The organism is Lysinibacillus boronitolerans JCM 21713 = 10a = NBRC 103108 (genome assembly GCF_000772935.1).
Classification (GTDB): Bacteria; Bacillota; Bacilli; order Bacillales_A; family Planococcaceae; genus Lysinibacillus; species Lysinibacillus boronitolerans.
Genome location: NZ_JPVR01000075.1, coordinates 1 through 19,169 on the forward strand (window position 1 = coordinate 1; position 19,169 = coordinate 19,169).

Annotated in this window: 19 protein-coding genes and 1 other annotated feature; of the genes, 9 read left to right on the forward strand and 10 right to left on the reverse strand. The window is 35.6% G+C overall.

Going from position 1 to position 19,169, the window contains the following annotated elements; all coding sequences use genetic code 11:
• The first annotated feature begins 485 nt into the window (after positions 1-485).
• Positions 486-1,214 (forward strand): IclR family transcriptional regulator, encoded by a 729-nt coding sequence (locus CD31_RS12315; protein WP_036077981.1) that lies wholly within the window; start codon positions 486-488, stop codon positions 1,212-1,214.
• Between the two features lie 81 nt (positions 1,215-1,295).
• On the opposite strand, the gene CD31_RS12320 is transcribed toward CD31_RS12315, so the two are convergent.
• Together CD31_RS12320 and CD31_RS12325 are read right to left on the reverse strand one after the other, a co-directional pair.
• A complete protein-coding gene (locus CD31_RS12320; RefSeq protein ID WP_036077983.1) occupies positions 1,296-2,540 on the reverse strand; it encodes an MFS transporter in 1,245 nt (414 codons plus the stop codon).
• Positions 2,541-2,606: 66 nt separating this feature from the next.
• Positions 2,607-2,871 (reverse strand) — a binding site (T-box leader).
• Between the two features lie 52 nt (positions 2,872-2,923).
• Positions 2,924-3,547, reverse strand: coding sequence for an alpha/beta hydrolase (locus CD31_RS12325; RefSeq protein ID WP_036077987.1), 624 nt, complete (start codon positions 3,545-3,547; stop codon positions 2,924-2,926).
• 64 nt (positions 3,548-3,611) lie between these two features.
• Here CD31_RS12325 and CD31_RS12330 point away from each other — a divergent pair, with 64 nt between their 5' ends.
• Positions 3,612-4,580 (forward strand): quinone oxidoreductase family protein, encoded by a 969-nt coding sequence (locus tag CD31_RS12330; protein WP_036077989.1) that lies wholly within the window; start codon positions 3,612-3,614, stop codon positions 4,578-4,580.
• Between the two features lie 48 nt (positions 4,581-4,628).
• Here CD31_RS12330 and CD31_RS12335 read toward each other — a convergent pair whose 3' ends face one another.
• Positions 4,629-5,435 (reverse strand): EcsC family protein, encoded by an 807-nt coding sequence (locus CD31_RS12335; protein WP_036077992.1) that lies wholly within the window; start codon positions 5,433-5,435, stop codon positions 4,629-4,631.
• A gap of 105 nt (positions 5,436-5,540) precedes the next feature.
• Positions 5,541-6,902, reverse strand: a complete 1,362-nt coding sequence (pdxR, locus tag CD31_RS12340) for a MocR-like pyridoxine biosynthesis transcription factor PdxR (protein WP_036077995.1) — start codon at positions 6,900-6,902, stop codon at positions 5,541-5,543.
• A gap of 99 nt (positions 6,903-7,001) precedes the next feature.
• Here pdxR and CD31_RS12345 point away from each other — a divergent pair, with 99 nt between their 5' ends.
• Complete coding sequence (locus CD31_RS12345) at positions 7,002-7,586, forward strand: GNAT family N-acetyltransferase (protein ID WP_036077997.1); 585 nt, start codon at positions 7,002-7,004, stop codon at positions 7,584-7,586.
• 118 nt (positions 7,587-7,704) lie between these two features.
• Positions 7,705-8,877 (forward strand): L-aspartate--L-methionine ligase LdmS, encoded by a 1,173-nt coding sequence (ldmS, locus tag CD31_RS12350; RefSeq protein WP_036078000.1) that lies wholly within the window; start codon positions 7,705-7,707, stop codon positions 8,875-8,877.
• Here ldmS and CD31_RS12355 read toward each other — a convergent pair.
• From CD31_RS12355 to CD31_RS12370, 4 genes are all read right to left on the reverse strand, one after another.
• The gene (locus CD31_RS12355) at positions 8,874-9,581 is read right to left on the reverse strand and encodes an ABC transporter permease (RefSeq protein WP_036078002.1); all 708 of its coding nucleotides are present in this window, start codon (positions 9,579-9,581) and stop codon (positions 8,874-8,876) included. The two genes, ldmS and CD31_RS12355, sit on opposite strands and share 4 nt — an antisense overlap.
• Entirely contained in the window at positions 9,578-10,426 is an 849-nt protein-coding gene (locus tag CD31_RS12360; protein WP_036078004.1) for an ABC transporter ATP-binding protein, read from the reverse strand. Before CD31_RS12360 ends, CD31_RS12355 begins: the two co-directional genes overlap by 4 nt.
• Before the next feature lie 145 nt (positions 10,427-10,571).
• Positions 10,572-11,528 (reverse strand): LytTR family transcriptional regulator DNA-binding domain-containing protein, encoded by a 957-nt coding sequence (locus CD31_RS12365; protein WP_036078007.1) that lies wholly within the window; start codon positions 11,526-11,528, stop codon positions 10,572-10,574.
• 11 nt (positions 11,529-11,539) lie between these two features.
• Positions 11,540-12,118: a dienelactone hydrolase family protein gene (locus CD31_RS12370; protein WP_036078010.1), complete on the reverse strand. Its 579-nt coding sequence runs from the start codon at positions 12,116-12,118 to the stop codon at positions 11,540-11,542.
• 313 nt (positions 12,119-12,431) lie between these two features.
• On the opposite strand from CD31_RS12370, the gene CD31_RS12375 reads away from it, so the two are divergent.
• The 3 genes from CD31_RS12375 to CD31_RS12385 all read left to right on the forward strand — a co-directional run bounded on the left by CD31_RS12375 (position 12,432) and on the right by CD31_RS12385 (position 16,215).
• On the forward strand, positions 12,432-13,481 hold the full coding sequence (locus CD31_RS12375) for an NAD(P)/FAD-dependent oxidoreductase (RefSeq protein ID WP_036078013.1): 1,050 nt from the start codon (positions 12,432-12,434) through the stop codon (positions 13,479-13,481).
• Positions 13,482-13,903: 422 nt separating this feature from the next.
• A complete protein-coding gene (locus CD31_RS12380; protein WP_036078015.1) occupies positions 13,904-15,418 on the forward strand; it encodes a DEAD/DEAH box helicase in 1,515 nt (504 codons plus the stop codon).
• 17 nt (positions 15,419-15,435) lie between these two features.
• Positions 15,436-16,215, forward strand: coding sequence for a YqhG family protein (locus CD31_RS12385; protein WP_036078017.1), 780 nt, complete (start codon positions 15,436-15,438; stop codon positions 16,213-16,215).
• Between the two features lie 40 nt (positions 16,216-16,255).
• Here CD31_RS12385 and CD31_RS12390 read toward each other — a convergent pair whose 3' ends face one another.
• Both CD31_RS12390 and CD31_RS12395 read right to left on the reverse strand, forming a co-directional pair.
• Positions 16,256-16,576 carry an ArsR/SmtB family transcription factor gene (locus CD31_RS12390; protein WP_036078020.1) on the reverse strand — a complete coding sequence of 107 codons (321 nt, stop codon included), beginning with the start codon at positions 16,574-16,576 and terminating at the stop codon, positions 16,256-16,258.
• Complete coding sequence (locus tag CD31_RS12395; protein ID WP_036078021.1) at positions 16,576-16,998, reverse strand: SRPBCC family protein; 423 nt, start codon at positions 16,996-16,998, stop codon at positions 16,576-16,578. The genes CD31_RS12390 and CD31_RS12395 overlap by 1 nt, the downstream gene beginning before the upstream one ends.
• Before the next feature lie 227 nt (positions 16,999-17,225).
• On the opposite strand from CD31_RS12395, the gene CD31_RS12400 reads away from it, so the two are divergent.
• Together CD31_RS12400 and CD31_RS12405 are read left to right on the forward strand one after the other, a co-directional pair.
• Positions 17,226-17,864: a LysE family translocator gene (locus CD31_RS12400; protein WP_016992167.1), complete on the forward strand. Its 639-nt coding sequence runs from the start codon at positions 17,226-17,228 to the stop codon at positions 17,862-17,864.
• Between the two features lie 374 nt (positions 17,865-18,238).
• Complete coding sequence (locus tag CD31_RS12405; protein ID WP_036078024.1) at positions 18,239-19,147, forward strand: LysR family transcriptional regulator; 909 nt, start codon at positions 18,239-18,241, stop codon at positions 19,145-19,147.
• Positions 19,148-19,169: the final 22 nt, after the last annotated feature.

Genomic DNA, 19,169 nt, shown 5'->3' on the forward strand with positions numbered 1-19,169 from the left:
ATAATAGGGCACGTAGTTTTTCAGGTGTATCCCACATAAAAGCATTCATGATTTTTTCTCCTTTTATAGTAATATGTTTTATTTTCATGATGATATAAATAGATAATTAGAAGAGAAATACATATTTTTACTGTCATTTATTTTTCACTATACGAAATTAAATCTATATAGTGGAATATAAATTCATCGTAAATGGAAAACAGCAAATTGTCAATTTTAATTTTTGTGAATACTCGTAATTTTCCGCACTAATTGAGTGGAACTATGTATATATTTCATGTAGCATCTATTTATATGCATAAAAATTAGTTAAAATAAAATGAAACTACATTCAAAAGCAGGGCTACATGTAAAAAATTGAAGGTACATAAAAATTTGATAATTTGCATGAATTTTAATTTCATAATGATCCCAGTTAAAGCTAACTGGATCTATAAAAACCTTAAGATAGTGATCATATGGGGAAATGAAAGGGAGTAATTGTAATGATTCAATCAATCGAAAGAGCTATGTTAGTTATAAATATACTGGCGAAGCATCCGAAGCGTTTTTTTACTGTGCAAGAAATTTTTAATGAAACAGACTTGCCTACTAGCACAATATACAGATTATTATATACATTAGAAAGTTTTGATTTAGTAGAGAGAAATGAGAATAAAAAAGAATTTCGATTAGGGTATACATGGTTGCAACTGGGTATGAAAATGTATCATGAGACGGATATTAGAGAAAAAGCGCATCCTCTATTAGAAAACCTTGCATATAATGTTCGCGAAACAATCTATTTAAGTATTGCTAAACAGTTTGCATCCATTATTATTGATCGAATTGATAGTCCTAAAAATGTCCGTATTATTGATATGATTGGTGAAAAAATCCCATATCCTATAGGGGCTCCAAATAAAGTATTGCTTGCGTTTTCTAAAAGCGATGTACAGCAACAATTTTTCCAACAACTTGAGGAGCCTGAAAAAGAAAAATTGATAGAGAGCCTCAATGATGTAAGAGAAAAAGGCTTTGCCATAAGCGTTGGAGAAAAAACAAAGGGGACAGTATCCATAGCAGCACCTATATTTGATTCAAATAAACAAACAATTGCAGCCATTAGTGCAGAGTGCTTTGAATATGATACAGATGCTGAAAAATTAGAAAGTATAACACAGGAAGTCATTAAAACTGCACAGCAGCTATCCTATGAATTAGGGTATATATAAGATTGCTTATTTCGATAAAAAACCATCTAGTGTCAGTAATTAGTAGACATTAGATGGTTAATTTTTATATGAAAAGTGAGATTATTGTTGCTTGCTACTTATCAACCTTTTATAATAGTGGCTTTTCGAAGGTTTTATATTTAGCCATAGTAGAATGACAGCTACAAATGCCATCATAAAGGATGCACTAATGACAACTGAGCGTATGGTAATCCATTCAGCGAAAATCCCAAAAATAGTAGTAAACATAATAATAAAAAGAGCTTCAAAAAATCCATAAATACTTCCTATACGACCCATGCTCTCAGAGGGAATATTATTTTGATAAAATGTATAAAATCCTGTATTCGCAAAGGCAGTTGCAAAGGATAATACAAAGCAACCTATAGCAGCTATAAGAAAGGAAAAGGATGAGGTAAATATTAAATAGCCCAATGCTGTTACGAGAGACCCCATACCTATTAACCAAGAAGTTGGTATTTTTTCGACAGTAACAGAGTTAGTTAGCGAGCCAATTAAAACACCTACCCCCGCGATACTGACTAAAATACCATATTCCCCTTCAGATAAAGCTAATATTTGTGTTGCAAAGGCAGCCTCCAAAGAATCAGTAGCTGTCATCAAGATGATGATAGCACTAAACAATAAATAGACTACCATCACGTAGGAATTTTTTAAGCTAAAGCGTATGACCATTTGCCAATCCTGAAGCAATACGCGATAAAGGGATGTTCTTTCTGTATGTCCAACAAATTTTTCAAAGGCTTCAATATTCGGCATTTTGAACGTTATACAGGCTGATAGAAATAACGCAATCGCATTTAAATATATAGCCATATGAGGTGTTCCAACTGTGAACAAGAAACCTGCGATTGCTGGCCCAGTTAGAAATGCACCAGAGTCGAGCAAGCTGCGTAATGAATTAAAGCGTTTCCTTTGTTCGATAGGAATTAACTTAGTGATATAAGTCATAGATGTCGGCTGATACATAGAGCTAGCTACTGTAATGATAAAGACAAAGACATACATCCACACTAGGCTTGAAAAGCAGGGGAGTATGACAATGAGTATAGATTGAATCATATTTAGAATAATCATTAGCTTTTTCTTATTAAAACGATCGATTAGGCTTCCTGACCAAAAATTAGTGAACAAGGAAGAAATCGCTCTTACAATATACAATCCAGAGACAGCCAAAGCAGATTCTGTGAGGTTTAACACAATTAAATTTAAGGCGATAAAATAAATCCATTCGCCAACACTGGAAACACCAATACTACATAATAGGATGGCAGGATAGCGCCAGCTTTCTAAAGCTTTTCTCATATAAATTCCTCCTTAAGCAAAGTGACGATTTGCAAAATAAAAAACCCCACCCCCAAGACGATTAGTCTTAGGGACGAGGTTGTAGAATTTATATACTCACGTGGTGCCACCCTAGTTCACTATTATGTCACCATAATAGCCTTTTCAGTACGGCATAGTGCCTATGCTTATACTGTAACTCTATAACGGGAGTTCCCGTCGCACCATCATTCAAACAAAATCCAATGCGCTACTCCGAGGCTTGTTTCAATAATTCGTTCTTACTCGTTTTCAGCAATCCGAGCTCTCTGGGAAGAACAGCCTTATTTACTCTTCTCTTCAATGTATTTTCGCTAGTGTAACATATGTACATGATTTTGGTAAATAGTCCTATAAAAAGAATACTAATTATTTTGTAGAAAGATTTTTAATTGTGTTATCAGCGATTGGCAGTGCTGTATGGATAAATCAACATTCAAGGGAATTTCAAGTGAATGATTAAGGTCCTCCAAAACAGCAAGCTGAAGGGTAGCAAGTTGCGCTAGCTTCTCCTGTGAATAATGAGGGTCCGCTGTACCAATTGCCAAAAATGCATGTTTGTCTAATAGATTTGCCATTGTATGTTGAAGAGAAAGTAATGGGGTGAAAAGTACATAACGAGCAGGGATAGAAGGAGTCTGCTGCATATAATAATCGACAATTGGCATAGTACCTAAAGATTTTCCTAGATAGACGACTTCTCTATAAGGCTTTGATTGCAAGCATTTCTCTACAATAGGATTGGCAACACGATAGACCATTTCTGATATGGCTTGGGAATCCTGTTCAAAGTGCTGCTGCTCAAATGTATAATTGATTTGGATGACATCATAGCCAAGTTCTAGCAGTAATGCCGTAGAATAATAAAGTATAGGTTTATCATAGGTATAGCCTGTGCCAGAGAGCATAAAACATACCTTATCGCTTTTTCTATCAAAAAAGCTGTAGGATAGACCATTGTACATGGCGTGCTTAGGTTTGATTTTCATGAATATTCCTCCATCATTTCTATATATAGTATATAATTTTACTATAGCAAGGAGGGAGAAATTTATGAAGGCTATTATTATCAATGAATTTGGCACATCTGAGGTTTTAACATCTATTGATTGTCCAAAACCGACTATTTGTGAGGGTGAAGTCTTAATACGGACAACCTATACAAGCGTAAATTTTGCAGATATTAAAAATCGCACAGGTAATAAAGCTAAAGCAAATTTTCCGATGGTTCTTGGTTTAGATGTTGCAGGGGTAATTGAAGAAGTTTTTAATGATAGCAGTGGTTTTCAAAAGGGTGACCAAGTTATCGCATTCCCGAAAAACGGCGCTTATGCAGAATTTGTTGTAGCAAAGGAACAACTAGTCTTTAAAATACCTAGTGGTGTACCAATCGAGAAGGTAGCAGCTGTACCGACTGTTTTATTTTTATCATATATGTTAACACATCAAATAGCAGCCATTGGTCAGCAGGATGCCGTCCTAATTCATGCTGCTTCTGGTGGGGTAGGGACAATGCTTGTTCAAATGGCAAAAAGGCTGGGAGCTAAACAGATTATAGGTACAGTGAGTAATTTAGAAAAAGCCCCAATCGTTTATCAGCTTGGTGCGGATCATGTACTAACATATGATCAATTTAGTACAAATGTCAATGAACTTACAAAGGGTCAGGGTGTTGATATTGTGTACGATTCCATTGCAGGAGCTATCACCGAGGAGAGTTTAACTTGCTTAGCGCCTTATGGTACGCTTGTCCAATTTGGGAATAGTGGAGGCAGAGCAGGTAATATTAAAACAGCAGATTTACACAATAGTTGCCGCAATATAAAAGGATTTAGCTTAGGTACGACAAGAGCTTTGAAGCCAGAACTGTTACAACAGGTGGCACAGGATATTTTCTCTTTAGTAAAAGAAGACAGTTTTCAGGTGCCGATTGCTAAAATATTTACCTTAGAGGAAATGAAAAAGGCTCACGAATTTATGGAAAGTCGTCAGCATCAAGGAAAAATACTTATTAAAATATAAAAGCACAAAAAAAATGACACTCCAAATATGGGTGTCATCTTTTGTCAATCAACCATCTAATTCAGTAAGTTTTTCATAAATACGTCTTTTACGATACAGCATCATACCCGTTTCGGCTACATCCTGAATCATGCCCTTATTGGCATAGGCTCCAAAAACCATCCCTGCAATAGGGATCATTTGAAACAGCTTTTTCCAGCCTAGCTGATCACGATATGTGTAAAATACTTCCTGCCATCCTTGAAGCTGAGAAATCATGTTATCGGAAGCCTTTTTTGAGCTATTCATAGCAGAAAGCTCCTGTAAGATTGCTTCTTTACCAACAATATCAGCAGAGGTAAATTGTAGACATTTTACAATAAAAATACGTTCCATTTTATCGTTCGGATCATAGCCATGTATAATTGCTATTTCTTGCAAAGTTTTTAGTGCAGTCCCTAAAATCATTGGAATATCAATAGCTAAAGTAAAGATGCCACCAAAGCCAGTAGAGGCTCCTTGTACAGTAGCAAATTTCACACGTTCATTTTGTAATTTATCACTGAGGGAGATCATGTCCTCTATAGGAATCTGACCAATATCAGAAATCGTTATAATATGCTGTGTGGAAGAATGGTCACGAATTTTTTGTATCATGGCTTGTTCATTGATTAAATACTTTCCACCTGACTGAATATAATTGCCTAGTTCATCTACCAATAAAGCAATTTTATTTTGGAGAAAGGCAGGTGTCATTTTATCTAATAATTTAAATGGTATTCTCCCTAATTTCTCCCAAAACCATAAATCTTTTTGATCTTTTTCCCACACTTGAATCTCTTGTAAATGCTGCTCTAATAACTCTCGATTCTCCATTATTGTTTTATCCCCTTATGTGTCCATTTAACTTTAAATACGAAAAAAACTATATAAAGTTTCGCTTTATTTAAATGAGATTTCGACAAACTAATGAATCACATACTATTGCCAAACAGACGCAAGGAGTGCAATTCCTTCATCTATTTGCTGAAGTGTCAGTCCACCATACCCTATAATGATCATTGTTTCATTTGTTCCATTTTGATAAGAGGTAGAGCATGGGTAGACTTGAACCCCTACCTCTTGAGCAAGCTGGATTGCTCTACTCTCGGTGAGATGTTGGGGTAGCTTGATGACTATATGAAGTCCAGACTTTTCACCGATTACTTGAAATTCATTTGAAAAATGTGTAGAGATGGCGGTCAATAATGCTTGCTGCTTTTTACGATAGATTGTTCGCATTTTTGCCAAATGCTTATCAAATAGACCTTGTGCAAGAAAGTCTGCTAAGACAAGCTGGTCTACTTTCGAGACAACCGATTTTTGCTCATGATGAAAAGTCATAAACGGCACTACTAGAGACTTTGGAAGAATCATATAACTAATGCGTAAGGATGGAAGCAATGTTTTCGAAAATGTTCCGAAATAAATGACACGTTGAAGCTGATCCATTTTTGCTAAAGACGGGATTGGTAGCCCCTTATAACGAAATTCGGAATCATAATCATCTTCAATAATAAGCCCCGCGTTCGAGTTAGCCCATTGTAACAATGCCACTCTTCTTTCTATAGTCATAATCATGCCTAATGGAAATTGATGAGCAGGTGTTGTGTATAACATGTGAATTGGTGTTGCAGGGAGTGTAACCCCAGAATAGTCCACAGGAATCGCCTCTGTGGACAATCCACATTGCTGTAAAACGGCACGCACTCTTTTAAATCCTGGCTCCTCTAACCCAACGCGTGTCGCAGACCCAAGAAAATGACAAAGAGCCTGAAGCTGGCTTTGTGTACCACTGTATATAAATACCTGTGAAGCATCACAGCTAACCCCACGAGAACGCTCTACATAGCGGGCAATCTCTGTGCGTAAAGTTGTCTCTCCCTCCCAAGGGCTTGTTGATAAATTGTTACTATTAAAATGCTTTTTAATAAGCTTGTGCCAAGCAGCATAGGGAAAAGCCTCGTTATCCACATGTCCATTTGTAAAATCAAATTGTATATTGTTAGGGATATTGTTACTTGGAACAGATACATGCTGGGGTACTTGCTGTAGCCAATCAAATTCAAAGGGCGCAATAAAATAACCAGAACGCTCTTTACTATAAATATAGCCTTCTGCAAGTAACTGCTCATAGGCTTCCTTTATGGTGTGTACACTCACATTCAATGTTAGGGCGAGAGCTCGTTTAGAAGGCAGTTGTTCATGAGCAAGTAATTTTTTAGTGATAATAGCATGCTTTATCTCTTCATAGATTTGGATGTATTTCGCTAGATTGCCTGTAAATATAATGGAGAGCTCCATATAAATGCCTCCTCCTCTGGTATGGTTGATTTTTTAGTAATTGGTTATATATATCATATCAATTTTACCGTTAAATAAGAAAAAAAGGAGTGAAGTGTAATGGAATTTATAACATTAGAAAATGAAGTGGTTAAACTAAAGCCTTTAGAATTGAGCGATTTACCAGGAATTTTAGAGACAGGAAGTTATCCAGAAATTTGGTCACATATGTCCACAACGATAGAAAAAAGGGAGGATGTGAATAAATTTGTGGAAAACGCCTTAAAGGCAAAAAACGAAAAAACAGAATTTCCATTTGTGATTGTGGATAAACACTCAGGGGACATTATCGGGTCTACACGTTTTATGGATATTGATGACAAGCATCAGCGATTAGAAATTGGCTATACATGGCTAACGCCTGCATACTGGCGTACAGCTATTAATACTAACTGTAAGTATTTACTATTACGATACTGTTTTGAGCATCTTCATTTACAACGTGTACAAATAAAAACGGATCATGATAATATCCGTTCTCAAAAAGCAATTGAGCGAATTGGTGCTACAAAAGAGGGAATATTGCGTAACCATATGATTCGCAAGGATGGTACGACTAGGCATACCGTTATGTATAGTATCACAATGGAAGAATGGCCACAGGTGAAAAAACATATAGAAAGTCTATTAGTTCAATTAGGGTAATTATAGGTATAAAAAGGTATTTATATAATCCATAAAACTGTTTTTTCTTATAAAAAGTGTCAAAAAATAAAGGGGAGGGTAGAGTAGAGTACCGAAAAATTGAAAGAGGGTAATCTACTTGAAACCTAAATATACTTTAAGACAAATTTATGGTGATAATGCTGTGTATACACCAAGAACACCGTATAGTGATAATCCGTGGATGATGGATGATCCTCATAAGCTAGATGCTTTAACCTCAAGAGAAGTTGCTATTGCTGATATCCCCGTGCTAGTACATCGAGCAACACAAACAGAAAAAGCACAAGAGCTTCATCAATTAGCAGGATTACCATGGATCGAACAGCCTTATAGCTATGAGACGCAAGAGGAGTATCTGGCACAAATCCAAGCTTGGTGTAAGGAAGGGAAGACTATTGTATGCCAATATATACATGACCTGGAGCATATGGATCGTCAATGTTATTGGATGGATGCGGAGAAATTTAATGAGTTGAATACAAAAGCTTATATCGATCATTTAATCGATAGCAAGTATGTGCCAAGCCGTTTAAATGTAGAGACATATAGACTTTCAGATGCCATTAAAAATTGGCAGCCTCCTGTAGTACTGAAGCCTGGCGATGATTCTCCGACATCGGGAGGATATGGCGTTACCATTTGTCATAATAAAGAGGAGCTGACGGAGGGTTTACGACAATTTCGGATGACTGGAACTGAAAGTATAATCATTGAGGAGCTTTTACAGACAAAGGACAACTATAGCTGTCAATTTGTTTACTCGGAGGAGCTAGGTATTCAATACTTAGGAGCTTCCCAGCAAATTACGGATGACAATGGCATTTACGAAGGGAATATCATTGTAGATAAAGTGCCCGAAAAAGTAATTGAAGTAGGAAAGCATATTATGGAACGTGGCGTTGAAGAAGGCTTTGTCGGTGTGGCAGGCTTTGATTTAATTGTCACTGAAGCTGGTGATGTTCAAGCGATAGATTTAAATTTCCGTCAAAATGGTTCAACCTCTATGCTGATGTTTCATGATGCTTTAGGAAAGCCCATCAATAAATTTAGCTCCTATTCAGCACAAAGCCCACAACAGAATAATTACTTCTATCAAACAATTAAGAAATATATAAAACAAGGTATGTTATTTCCCTTATCTTTCTATGATGGAGATTATTTTGAGGAGTCTGTACCTTCTAGATTTGTCGGTGTATGGTATGCAGATACGTTAGAGGAAATTGAAAAACGGGAGAAGGAATTATTACCTGAAGAAAAGAATGGTCTTTAATCGACCATTCTTTTTTTATAGATAATTGCTGCGAAAATCCAAGAAAGAAGAGACCATACAATTATCGTAATCATAGGAATAAGAACATCTGCCATAGAATACTTACCTTCTAACGCCTCTGCTAAAAGTAATAACTGTGAGCTTGGTAGCCATTCAGCTAATTTTAAGATTGGGTATGCCGAAGATAGAGCTAAGGCCAGAGGTCCAAATGAGAAGATAACCATTACAGGTAACACAATAATAGATGCTTCCATAATAGATTTAGCAAATAAACCGCATATTGTACCTAGAGCAATATAAAACACAGCAGAAAGCAATAATGCAATTGCTAAGATAAAAAGGTTTGCAGGTTCGTAGCCAACTAGAAAAATAGCCATTGTTACAGATACAATTGTAACAATTAGAACAAACAGGCTTTTACCAATTAAAATATCTCCAAGTGAGGCAGGGGAGAGCATAAGACTGCGAAGAGTGTTTTTTTCCTTTTCTTCTGCAATTAAACTACATTGTACGTAAGTAGTCACTATGGAAAATGTCATGTTAATTGGTAGAAAATACATGCTAATAGTATTTGCACCTAATCGATTATATAAAAACGCCATTATAAGTGGTAGTAATACCATAGTTGATACGGCATAGTTACGTGAGAATTCCTTATAATCCTTCATCAATATAGCTTGAATACGTGTCATTGAAATATTCATACTAAATCACTCCCTGTTATTTGCATAAAAATGTCACCTAGTGTTGGCTCGTTTGTATAGATACGTGTAACTTGATCGGATTGCATCCATTGATATAACTTCTCTGCATCTTGAGAACCATTCTCTATAATTTCCTGTTCGCCATTTTTAAGCTCTACTGTAATAGTGTCAGAGCCAAATTCTTTTTTTAGATCTTTTGGAGCGCCGATTGCTCGGATTTTCCCTTTATGCAGGAAAGCAACACGATCACAAAGTATTTCTGCTTCGCTCATATCGTGTGTTGTTAAAAAAATTGTTGTACCCATAGCATTTAATTTTCGTAAGCCATTATATATATGCTGTGTATTTACTGGGTCCAAAGCAGAAGTAGGCTCATCTAAAAATAATAATTCGGGCTTGTGCATAATTGCACGAGCAAGTGTAACACGTTGAATCATTCCTTTGGAAAGTTGACTGATCTTCTTTTTACGTTCTGCATATAAATTGACAAAGTCCAAAGCTTCTTTTACAGCAGATGGAGATAGCTGATATAAATTACTATAAAGTATTAAATTTTCTTCAATTGATAGTCTCGTATACAAGCCACTATTATCTGTCAAAATACCGAAACGTTTACGATTGTGACTTTGCTTCATTTCAGATGCATGTTGCCCAAATAATAGAACATTACCAGCCGATTTATCTGTTTGTGCGGTTAATATTTTAATAGTAGTAGTTTTACCAGAACCACTTGGGCCAAGAAAGCCGAATATTTCCCCTTTCTTAATGGTAAAGGAAACATCCTGTAATGCTGTTTCATTATTAAAAGTTTTTTTCAAATGTTGCACATCAATCACTGCGTTCATGTGTAACCTCCTGTTTGTTGTTGATGTCTACACTATAAACAACAAGGGTAAGGCTCACAGTAAAAATCATGTGAAAGGCAGAAAAAGAACCTTCAATGGAATTTTATTATAGGTGACAGGAGTCGATTATTTCCTGGGAAATCTACTAAATTCCGAGTATTTCCTTTAAAGTTGCCAATTTATTTTTCGACAGTGGAACAACTGTCTTTTCTGTACTGTTGAGTGCTAAGCTATAGCTATTGCGTGTCCAAGTAATAATCTCTCGAACCTTTTGTAGATTCACAATATAAGAACGATGGCTTCTAAAAAAGCCGAATGGTGTCAATTTTTGCTCTAACTCATTTAGCGATAGAGTACATGGATAAGCTTCACCTGCTACATAAATAGATACTTCTCCTTCAACACTTTCAATATAATCAATTTCGGGTGGATTAAATAAAATAATCTTTTCATTTTTCTTTGTTGGGATTTTATCTAGTCGAATTGGTGCATTCTTAATGGTTATTGGTGCCTGTTCTACACCATCCTCTTTTACGTCTAAAGCATGTAAGTCTGCTCCATCTAATCGATGTATAGTTGTACTTGCAACCATTAAGTCTTCTAGATTATTTGATAATAAAATAATAATTTTGTGCTCTTTTGCGAGGTTTTTTAATAACTGTTGGATAGTTTGCTTTGAAAATTCATCTATATTTTGAAAGGGTTCTTCTAAAATTTGAATAGATGCCGGATGTAGGTACATATTCAATAGTTTTAATCGCTGTTTTTCACTTTTAGAAAGCTTACTAATTCTATTGTTTTTTTGTTCAGTAAGTTTAAAAAGCTTCAATATGTTCTCTGTTTCATTAGTTGGGCGGCTAAAAAGCTTTAAAATGAACTGGATATACTCGCGCGCTGTGAGTCGCTCATATAACGAGCTTTCACGAAAAGAAGTATACGTATCATCTCGTTTCATAAACCATTGCATTAATGTATGTATTTTGGAAACATCTGTATAGATGCCTATAATCATGCCAGGTTGTAGAGAAAGATGAAAGCTTGGATAAATAACATTGCCTGCTTCAATATATGGATCAACCTGAATATCAATATTTTGTTCCACGTTTATTCCTCCTATAGCTTGCTAGCTTGTAAAAAGTATTTGATGTCATTGAGTGCTTGCGAGTGGCTCATCTGACAGTAGTTTGAGTTAGAGGCATCCATAAAGCCATGTAAGCCTTGAAATTGTTTGACCTGAACATTCGGTATGCTTGCAAGTGTATCCTTCAATGATTGAACATCAAAGCTATCTTCATGGCTAGGTAAAACAACCAAAGTTGGGCAAGATGGAATGTTATCAAGGTATTGGCGGATCCGTGAGCCATACACACAAATGACACGGTGTAAGGGGAGTGTAGATAATCTCCAGGCTAAAGTTGCACCTACACTATATCCAATTAATATTACCTCATCGTCATTTTCACAAGCCTCCAATAATTTTTGTGAAAGTAACTCAAGAGGAGCATCAAAGCCAACTGTCTGTAAGAAAAAGTCATAGGCTTGTTTTTCCTGCTCATATGGAAAGGAAAGTCCTTCTGGATAAAGCGAAATAAGGGAAACAGCAGTGTCTTCATCGCCGTATTCTTGAACTTGTTCTTCAATAAAATGATTAACTCCATAGATCTCATGTAGTATATAGATTTTTCTTTTCATTGCGTCCTCTATTATCTTTTTTCCAATAGTGTATCAAAAAGTAAGTAAAACGTATAATTCGCTTCTAGAATGAACCGTAATAATTATTTTCAAAAGTACAATGATTTGGTCACCAATTATTAACATTATTATTTATATAATTAGAATTTGTTATAATTTTATTTGATAATGATTATCATTATCGTATAATGGAATTTAAGGAGGAAGTTCAAATCAGTTTACACAATTAGAAATACACAGTAGGACTGTCATGCGATATGAGTTAGTCCAATTGTTGAAATAGGTAAAGACAAATTGAAAGGTGTGTTAAAAATTGTTAGAACAAGAATTATATGATGTAACCATTATTGGTGGTGGGCCAGCGGGTTTATATTCTAGCTTTTATTGTGGTTTACGTGAAATGAAAACCAAGCTAATTGAATCACAACCGCAGCTAGGCGGTAAAATTCATGTTTATCCAGAGAAAATGATTTGGGATGTTGGAGGTGTAACGCCTATTTCAGGGGGACAACTAATTAAACAATTAGTTGAGCAAGCCTTAACCTTTAATCCTTCTATTTATACAAATGAAAAAGTCCTGTCCATTGCAAAAAATGAAGATGGTATATTTGTCATAACAGCAGAGTCAGGAAATATTCATTATTCCAAAACTGTTATCGTTGCTATTGGTGGTGGCATCCTAAATCCCCAAAAAATTGAAATTGAGGGGGCTGAACGCTTTGAAGTATCTAATTTAAATTACACAATTAAATCCTATGAAAAATTTAAAGATAAGGCAGTTATTATTTCTGGTGGTGGTAACACAGCGGTAGACTGGGCATTAGAATTAACGGAGGTGGCATCCAAGGTCTATTTAACTTATCGAAAAGATACATTGTCTGCACATGAGGCTCAAATTACAGAGCTTGCAAATAGTTCGATCGAATGCCATTTCAATTCTGAAATTACCAAGCTGATTGCAGACGATCAAGCAGGAATGATTAAAGCTATTGCTTTAACAAATCATGAAACAGGGACTGTAACAGAAATTCCTATTGATGAAGTTGTTATTAGTCATGGGTATGTGCGTGATAAAGAATTGTTAGATAATAGTCCATTAGCCATTGAGCGCAAAAATGATTATTTTATCGCTGGTACGATTAACAGTGAATCATCCATCCCAGGCCTTTATGCTGCGGGTGATATTTTGAGCCATGATGGTAAAATTCATTTAATTGCAGCAGCCTTTCATGATGCACTTCATGCAGTGAATAGTGCGAAGAAATATATCCAACCTGATGCTTCTGAGGGAGGTATCGTTTCCTCACATAATGATATTTTCAAACAACGTAATCGTAAGCTATTACAGGAAAGTTTAAAATAATCGATTTTAGGAGCACTGAAGTATTCATGGTGTTCCTTTCTTTTATCTTGATGTCTATTTTAGAAGAAACACTTCTGAGGGACTATCAATATAATAAACAAAATATAACGCTGATTATGGAGTATATAGAAGAAAATTATACAGAGAATATGATTGTCATGGTATCGTGAAATATTTGAGAAAAAATGGGTGTTAGTCCAAATTATCTCACTGATTTTCGTTTTCAAAAGTCTAAAATGTACTTGAGAACATCTCATTTATCCATTAAAGAATTTGCTGAAAAATCGCCTAGCCAATTCCGTAAATAGATGAATTAACAAACACCTAATGAAAAAATAACTTTCATTAGGTGTTTTTCCTCTAGAAAGAACATAGCTTTTCCTTTTTTGGACACCCTAAACTAGAAAAAATGACATGGGGTGATGATCATGAAAATAGAAAGGTCGTCCGAGTGGGAAGAAGGCTTTATCGATCGATTAAATCATCTTGAAAAATGGGATAGCTGGACATTGTACAAGATGAACTATGATATTGTGAAAATGAAACTAATTCCTGATTTTACAGGATTGCAGGCTACAAAGTATTTACCTAATCTACAACCTTTGAAACACCAGCTAGAGGCAGCCGAAACAGTTATTGAACGTATGAATGGGAAAGCTATTTTAGCTGATGAGGTGGGGCTAGGGAAAACAATTGAAGCTGGCTTAATCTTAAAGGAATACCTTATTCGAGGTCTTGTGAAAAGAGCATTGATTTTGGCTCCTGCTTCTTTAATTAATCAGTGGATTGAAGAGTTAAATATAAAATTTCATATTCCTGCCGTTGCCTATAAAAAAAATTGCCCAATAGAGCGCTATGATGTCCTTATTATGAGTATGGATACGGCAAAAAAGAGTCCACATAGAGAGCGCATTTATGAGCAGGATTATGACATGATAATTATTGATGAGGCACATAAATTAAAAAATAATAAAACACAAATTTACGAGTTTGTACAAGGCTTAAAGAAAAAATTCTGCCTATTATTAACAGCCACACCTATTCAAAATGATATTTTTGAATTGTATTATTTAATCTCCTTATTAAAGCCTGGACATCTAGGTAACTATGACACGTTCCAATCTGCCTTCTCTGCTAGTAAGCACGATTTAGAACATGATGATTATTTAAAAGAGTTGGTTAATCAGGTAATGGTAAGAAATCGAAGGGAAGATACGGGGATTGATTGGACAAATCGTCGTGTACAAATTGTACCGATTACATTTACGGACGAAGAAAGAGAAGTTTACGAAATGCTTGGCACCCTTCAAAACACAGGGTCATTTTCATTAATAACGTTGCAAAAAGAAATGTGTAGTAGCAAGGAAGCTACAGCATTAACATTAACGAATATGCTGGATGATCATGTACAACCACAAGAAATTGAAGCGATTATAACTAAATTAATGACCTTGGAAGTGAATTCAAAGGCAGAAAAGGCATTGGAAATTGTTAAACAAGCAAATGACAAGGTTATTATTTTTACAGAATATCGTGCTACGCAAATTTATTTGCAATGGTACTTACATTCTAATGGCATATCAAGTGTGCTGTTTAATGGTAAGTTTAATAAAAGTAAACGAGATTATATGAAGCACCTATTTAAAGAGCGAGCCCAGGTGCTCATCGCTACTGAGGCAGGAGGAGAGGGGATAAACCTTCAATTTTGTCATCATGTAATCAACTATGATCTACCTTGGAATCCAATGAAGCTAGAGCAACGTATTGGCCGTGTCCATCGTTTGGGACAGGAGCATGATGTTCATATCTATAATCTTGCAATAGAAAATACGATTGAAGAAAAAATTCTGCAATTGCTTCATACGAAGATTGATGTGTTCGAGAAGGTGGTTGGTGATTTAGATGCCATTTTAACAAACTTTAAAGAATCAGTATAAGGTAGGGAGGTGCAGCTATGTATCCGCAGCAAGTTCACCACTATTTAAAGGAATTTTTTATGGAGAATGACTGTGCAATTTTAGGAGAAGAGGATCATTATCTAACCGTTCAATTAACGGTAGACATAGATAAAAGAATTATGAATAGGCCATTTTATTGGCAATACGTTGAAGCGACAAATAGTGAGCCAAACCCCGCTCAAGTAACCTTCATTACAAACCAAACAGCAATGGCTGGTAACATTTTTGGGGAAGCTATTCATTACGGCTCTCCACGTTTAAATCAAGTATTTTTAGCTACAAGAGAACTAGGGGCCTATGTTCAATTGTTTGAAAAGGTTGATCGTGATATGGGGCAGGTTATTTTAACGCCCTGGTTAGGTGTTAACTTTAAAGTTTCGTATTGCTGTGATCGTACAAAAGAAATGCTTTACTCATTTGGCATTAATTTATTGACTGGTGTTATTAAGGAGGATTTTCATGAAATGATTTGTTCTTCGGACTTTAACACAAAACCCGAAGAAAATGTATTTCATGTGCAATATATTATTAAGCCTGCCCGAGCACTTGAAAGATTGAAAGCTACAATTGAGTCAATTATTGAGCAGGATGATCATTCTTGGGCAATGGAAGCACAAAAACGATGGCAACGTGATCAACGTGTATTAGATTATTTTTATGAAGATGTAGAGGATAAACCAGAATGCTATGAAATTGAAAGAAAAGCATTAGAGGAGCAATATGAAGCAAAAATTAAAATAGAAGTCATTAATGGGGGATTATTTTATCTCTTTTAAATAAGGAGCTGTCTAAAAAATGGACAGCTCTTTTTTGCTTTTAATGATCCTCCACCATGCTTTGAAGCTGAGCCAATTTATTGTCCCAAAATAAATGGAAGTATTGGAGCCAATCTTCAATCTCCTTTAAGCGCTCACTATGCAACGTATAGATTTTTTCGCGCCCTTTTTTTTGAGCAGAAATTAGCTCCGCCTGTTCCAATATTTTCAAATGCTTCACGACAGCGGTTCGACTAATCGTAAAATGCTCAGTAATATTGGAAATAGGTCTGTCACTTGCTGCAAGGAGCTGTAAAACACTTCTTCTTGTTGGATCAGCGATTGCTTGAAAAACATCATACCTTATGGCTGCTTCAGTCATTAGGATTCAGCAGCCTCTTTTAATTTATGATTAATAATCATTGTCCAGCCACCATCCATATTAGTACGTATGGCTTCAGTGGCAGTGTTCGCTTTAGGAATAATATGTGATGCTTCCTTCCAGCCGCCATGTGTTAAAGTAAATTCAGTTTGCTCGCCTACTTCTTTTAGCTCAAAAGTGACGAACCAACCATCTTGATCCCAAGCAAATCGCAGAAAGTGCGGTGCATCAACACGTTCTACCTTGCAGGGTGAAGGGCCGAACGGTGATTGAATAGTAAATTCGTGACCTTCAATAGGTTGAAAATCATTTGGCATAAACCAGGAAGCAATTTTGTCAGCTGTTGCGACAGTCTCCCAAACTTTTTCGATAGGGGCATTTAATGTAATTGTTTTGACAATATCCTGCAATTTTTCAGTCATGTTCTATTACTCCTTTTGATTGATGAATGATACCTTGGTGTAATGGCGTACAACGTTATTCGAGTCCACTAAAGCAGAGGAATCTGTATTACATATAACCATAAGGTGTTATGAATATATAACACCTTATGGTTATATGTCAACGAAAACATTTTGTATCTTTCTGTTGCTCTTGGCGTATGTTACAATTATTTTTATAATTTTCTGACAGAAAGGGTGGGCGTAATATGGTCAATATATCTGTGTTCTTAGTTATGTGCATTTTACTTATTATTTTACCTGGCCCTGATACAGCGATTGCAACAAAGAACACACTGACTGTGAGCAGAAAGGGCGGTTTACAAACAATCATAGGTTCTTGTTGCGGTTTATTAATTCATACTTGTGCGGCTGTTATTGGACTTTCAGCGATTATTGTAAAATCTGCCTATATATTCGCTGTTTTAAAATATGTTGGTGCGGTTTATTTATGTTATTTAGGAATCAAGACCTTATGGACACTTCGAACTATTCGCACACAATCCCCGGCTGTACAAGATGAAGCAAGTATTGAGCACAAGTATTCTCAACAATCTTGCTTTAAGCAAGGGTTTCTCACAAATGTGACAAATCCAAAGGTCGCAGTATTTTTCCTAACATTTCTTCCTCAATTCGTAGATGGTAACAGTGGAACATTCCTCCCATTTTTAATAATGGGTCTCATTTATACAGCATTAACAATGCTATGGTTTATCTTCTATGTGTACCTTTTAGATCGAATTAGCGCATTTATGAAAAAGCCATCAACTAAGGCAGTAATTGAAGGACTAACAGGTGCAATATTAATTGCATTTGGGATTAAGTTAGCATTAGAAAAAGCACACTAAGTAGAAAATACACCACTTTTTAAGGTGGTGTATTTTCATGTTGTTGAAAAAAGGTGAGTCATCGTCAGAAAAAGCAATTTTGAAAGGTGAGGAGTTGATTTCCGTTCCGCCAGCGTCCTTTCCCAGGTGGCGTCCAACGAGTCTCTTCACTCCCTGCGTTCACTAGTAGTGACGCTGGCTCCAGTTTATAATTGATTGTAGGACATATAACCCTCAAAAACTCTCCATTTTTCCATTATTAAATTATAGAAATCTAAAACTCTAATGTTCAACTCATTAAAAAGGATTAAAAAGGAAGAGTGGAGAATTTATTACTAAAGGGTATTACTTGTAGATGTTTTTATAACAAATATGAATAAATGGAGAAGATAGTGATGGAATTAAGAGATTTAAAAGCCTTTATGGCTGTTGTTGAACATAGGAGTTTTACAAAGGCTGCAAATGATTCCTTTGTATCTCAGCCTTCATTAAGCAAAAGTATCAAAAAATTAGAAGAATCATTACAAGTTGAATTGTTGAATAGGTCAACGCGTAATGTAGAACTAACAGATGCAGGTAGTATTGTGTATAATCAAGGACAAAAAATAATGCATGCTATCCAAGAACTACATATTTTACTAGATGATCTATTAAATATTAAAACAGGTGCTATCAAGTTAGGGATCCCACCTTTAATTGGAACATTATTTTTCCCTGAAATTGCTAGGGGATTTCATCAGCTATATCCTGAAGTGCATTTAGCGCTTGTCGAACGTGGTGCAAAAATGGTAGAAATGCTAGTAGAAAATGGTGATGTTGATATGGGCATTGTTGTATTACCAGTAGATGAAAGGAAGTTTGCTGTTCAATCCTTTATAGAAGACCAGTTTTATGTTTTTATGAATGAATCTCACCCCTATGCATGCCAGGAATCGATAGCTTTACAAGATTTAAAAAATGAAACATTCATTATCTTTGCGGAGGAGTTCACCCTTCACGACTATATAATTAAATCCTGTGAAAGCGTTGGTTTTACACCTACAATTGGCTATAAAAGTTCACAATGGGACTTGATTGTAGAATTAGTATCCTCTAATTTAGGGATTACATTGTTACCGCATTCCATAGCTGCTAAGCAAACAAATACAAATGTGAAAATAATTCCATTAGATAATTTTGAAATGCCATGGCGTTTAGGGATTATTACGAAAAAGAATGCCTATCAATCTTATGCATTAAAACAGTTACTTGAAATGATCTGTAGGAATGGCGAGAAGAGATTTATTCTAAATAGGAATAAGTAGTATTCTAATTAATTCCTTTACT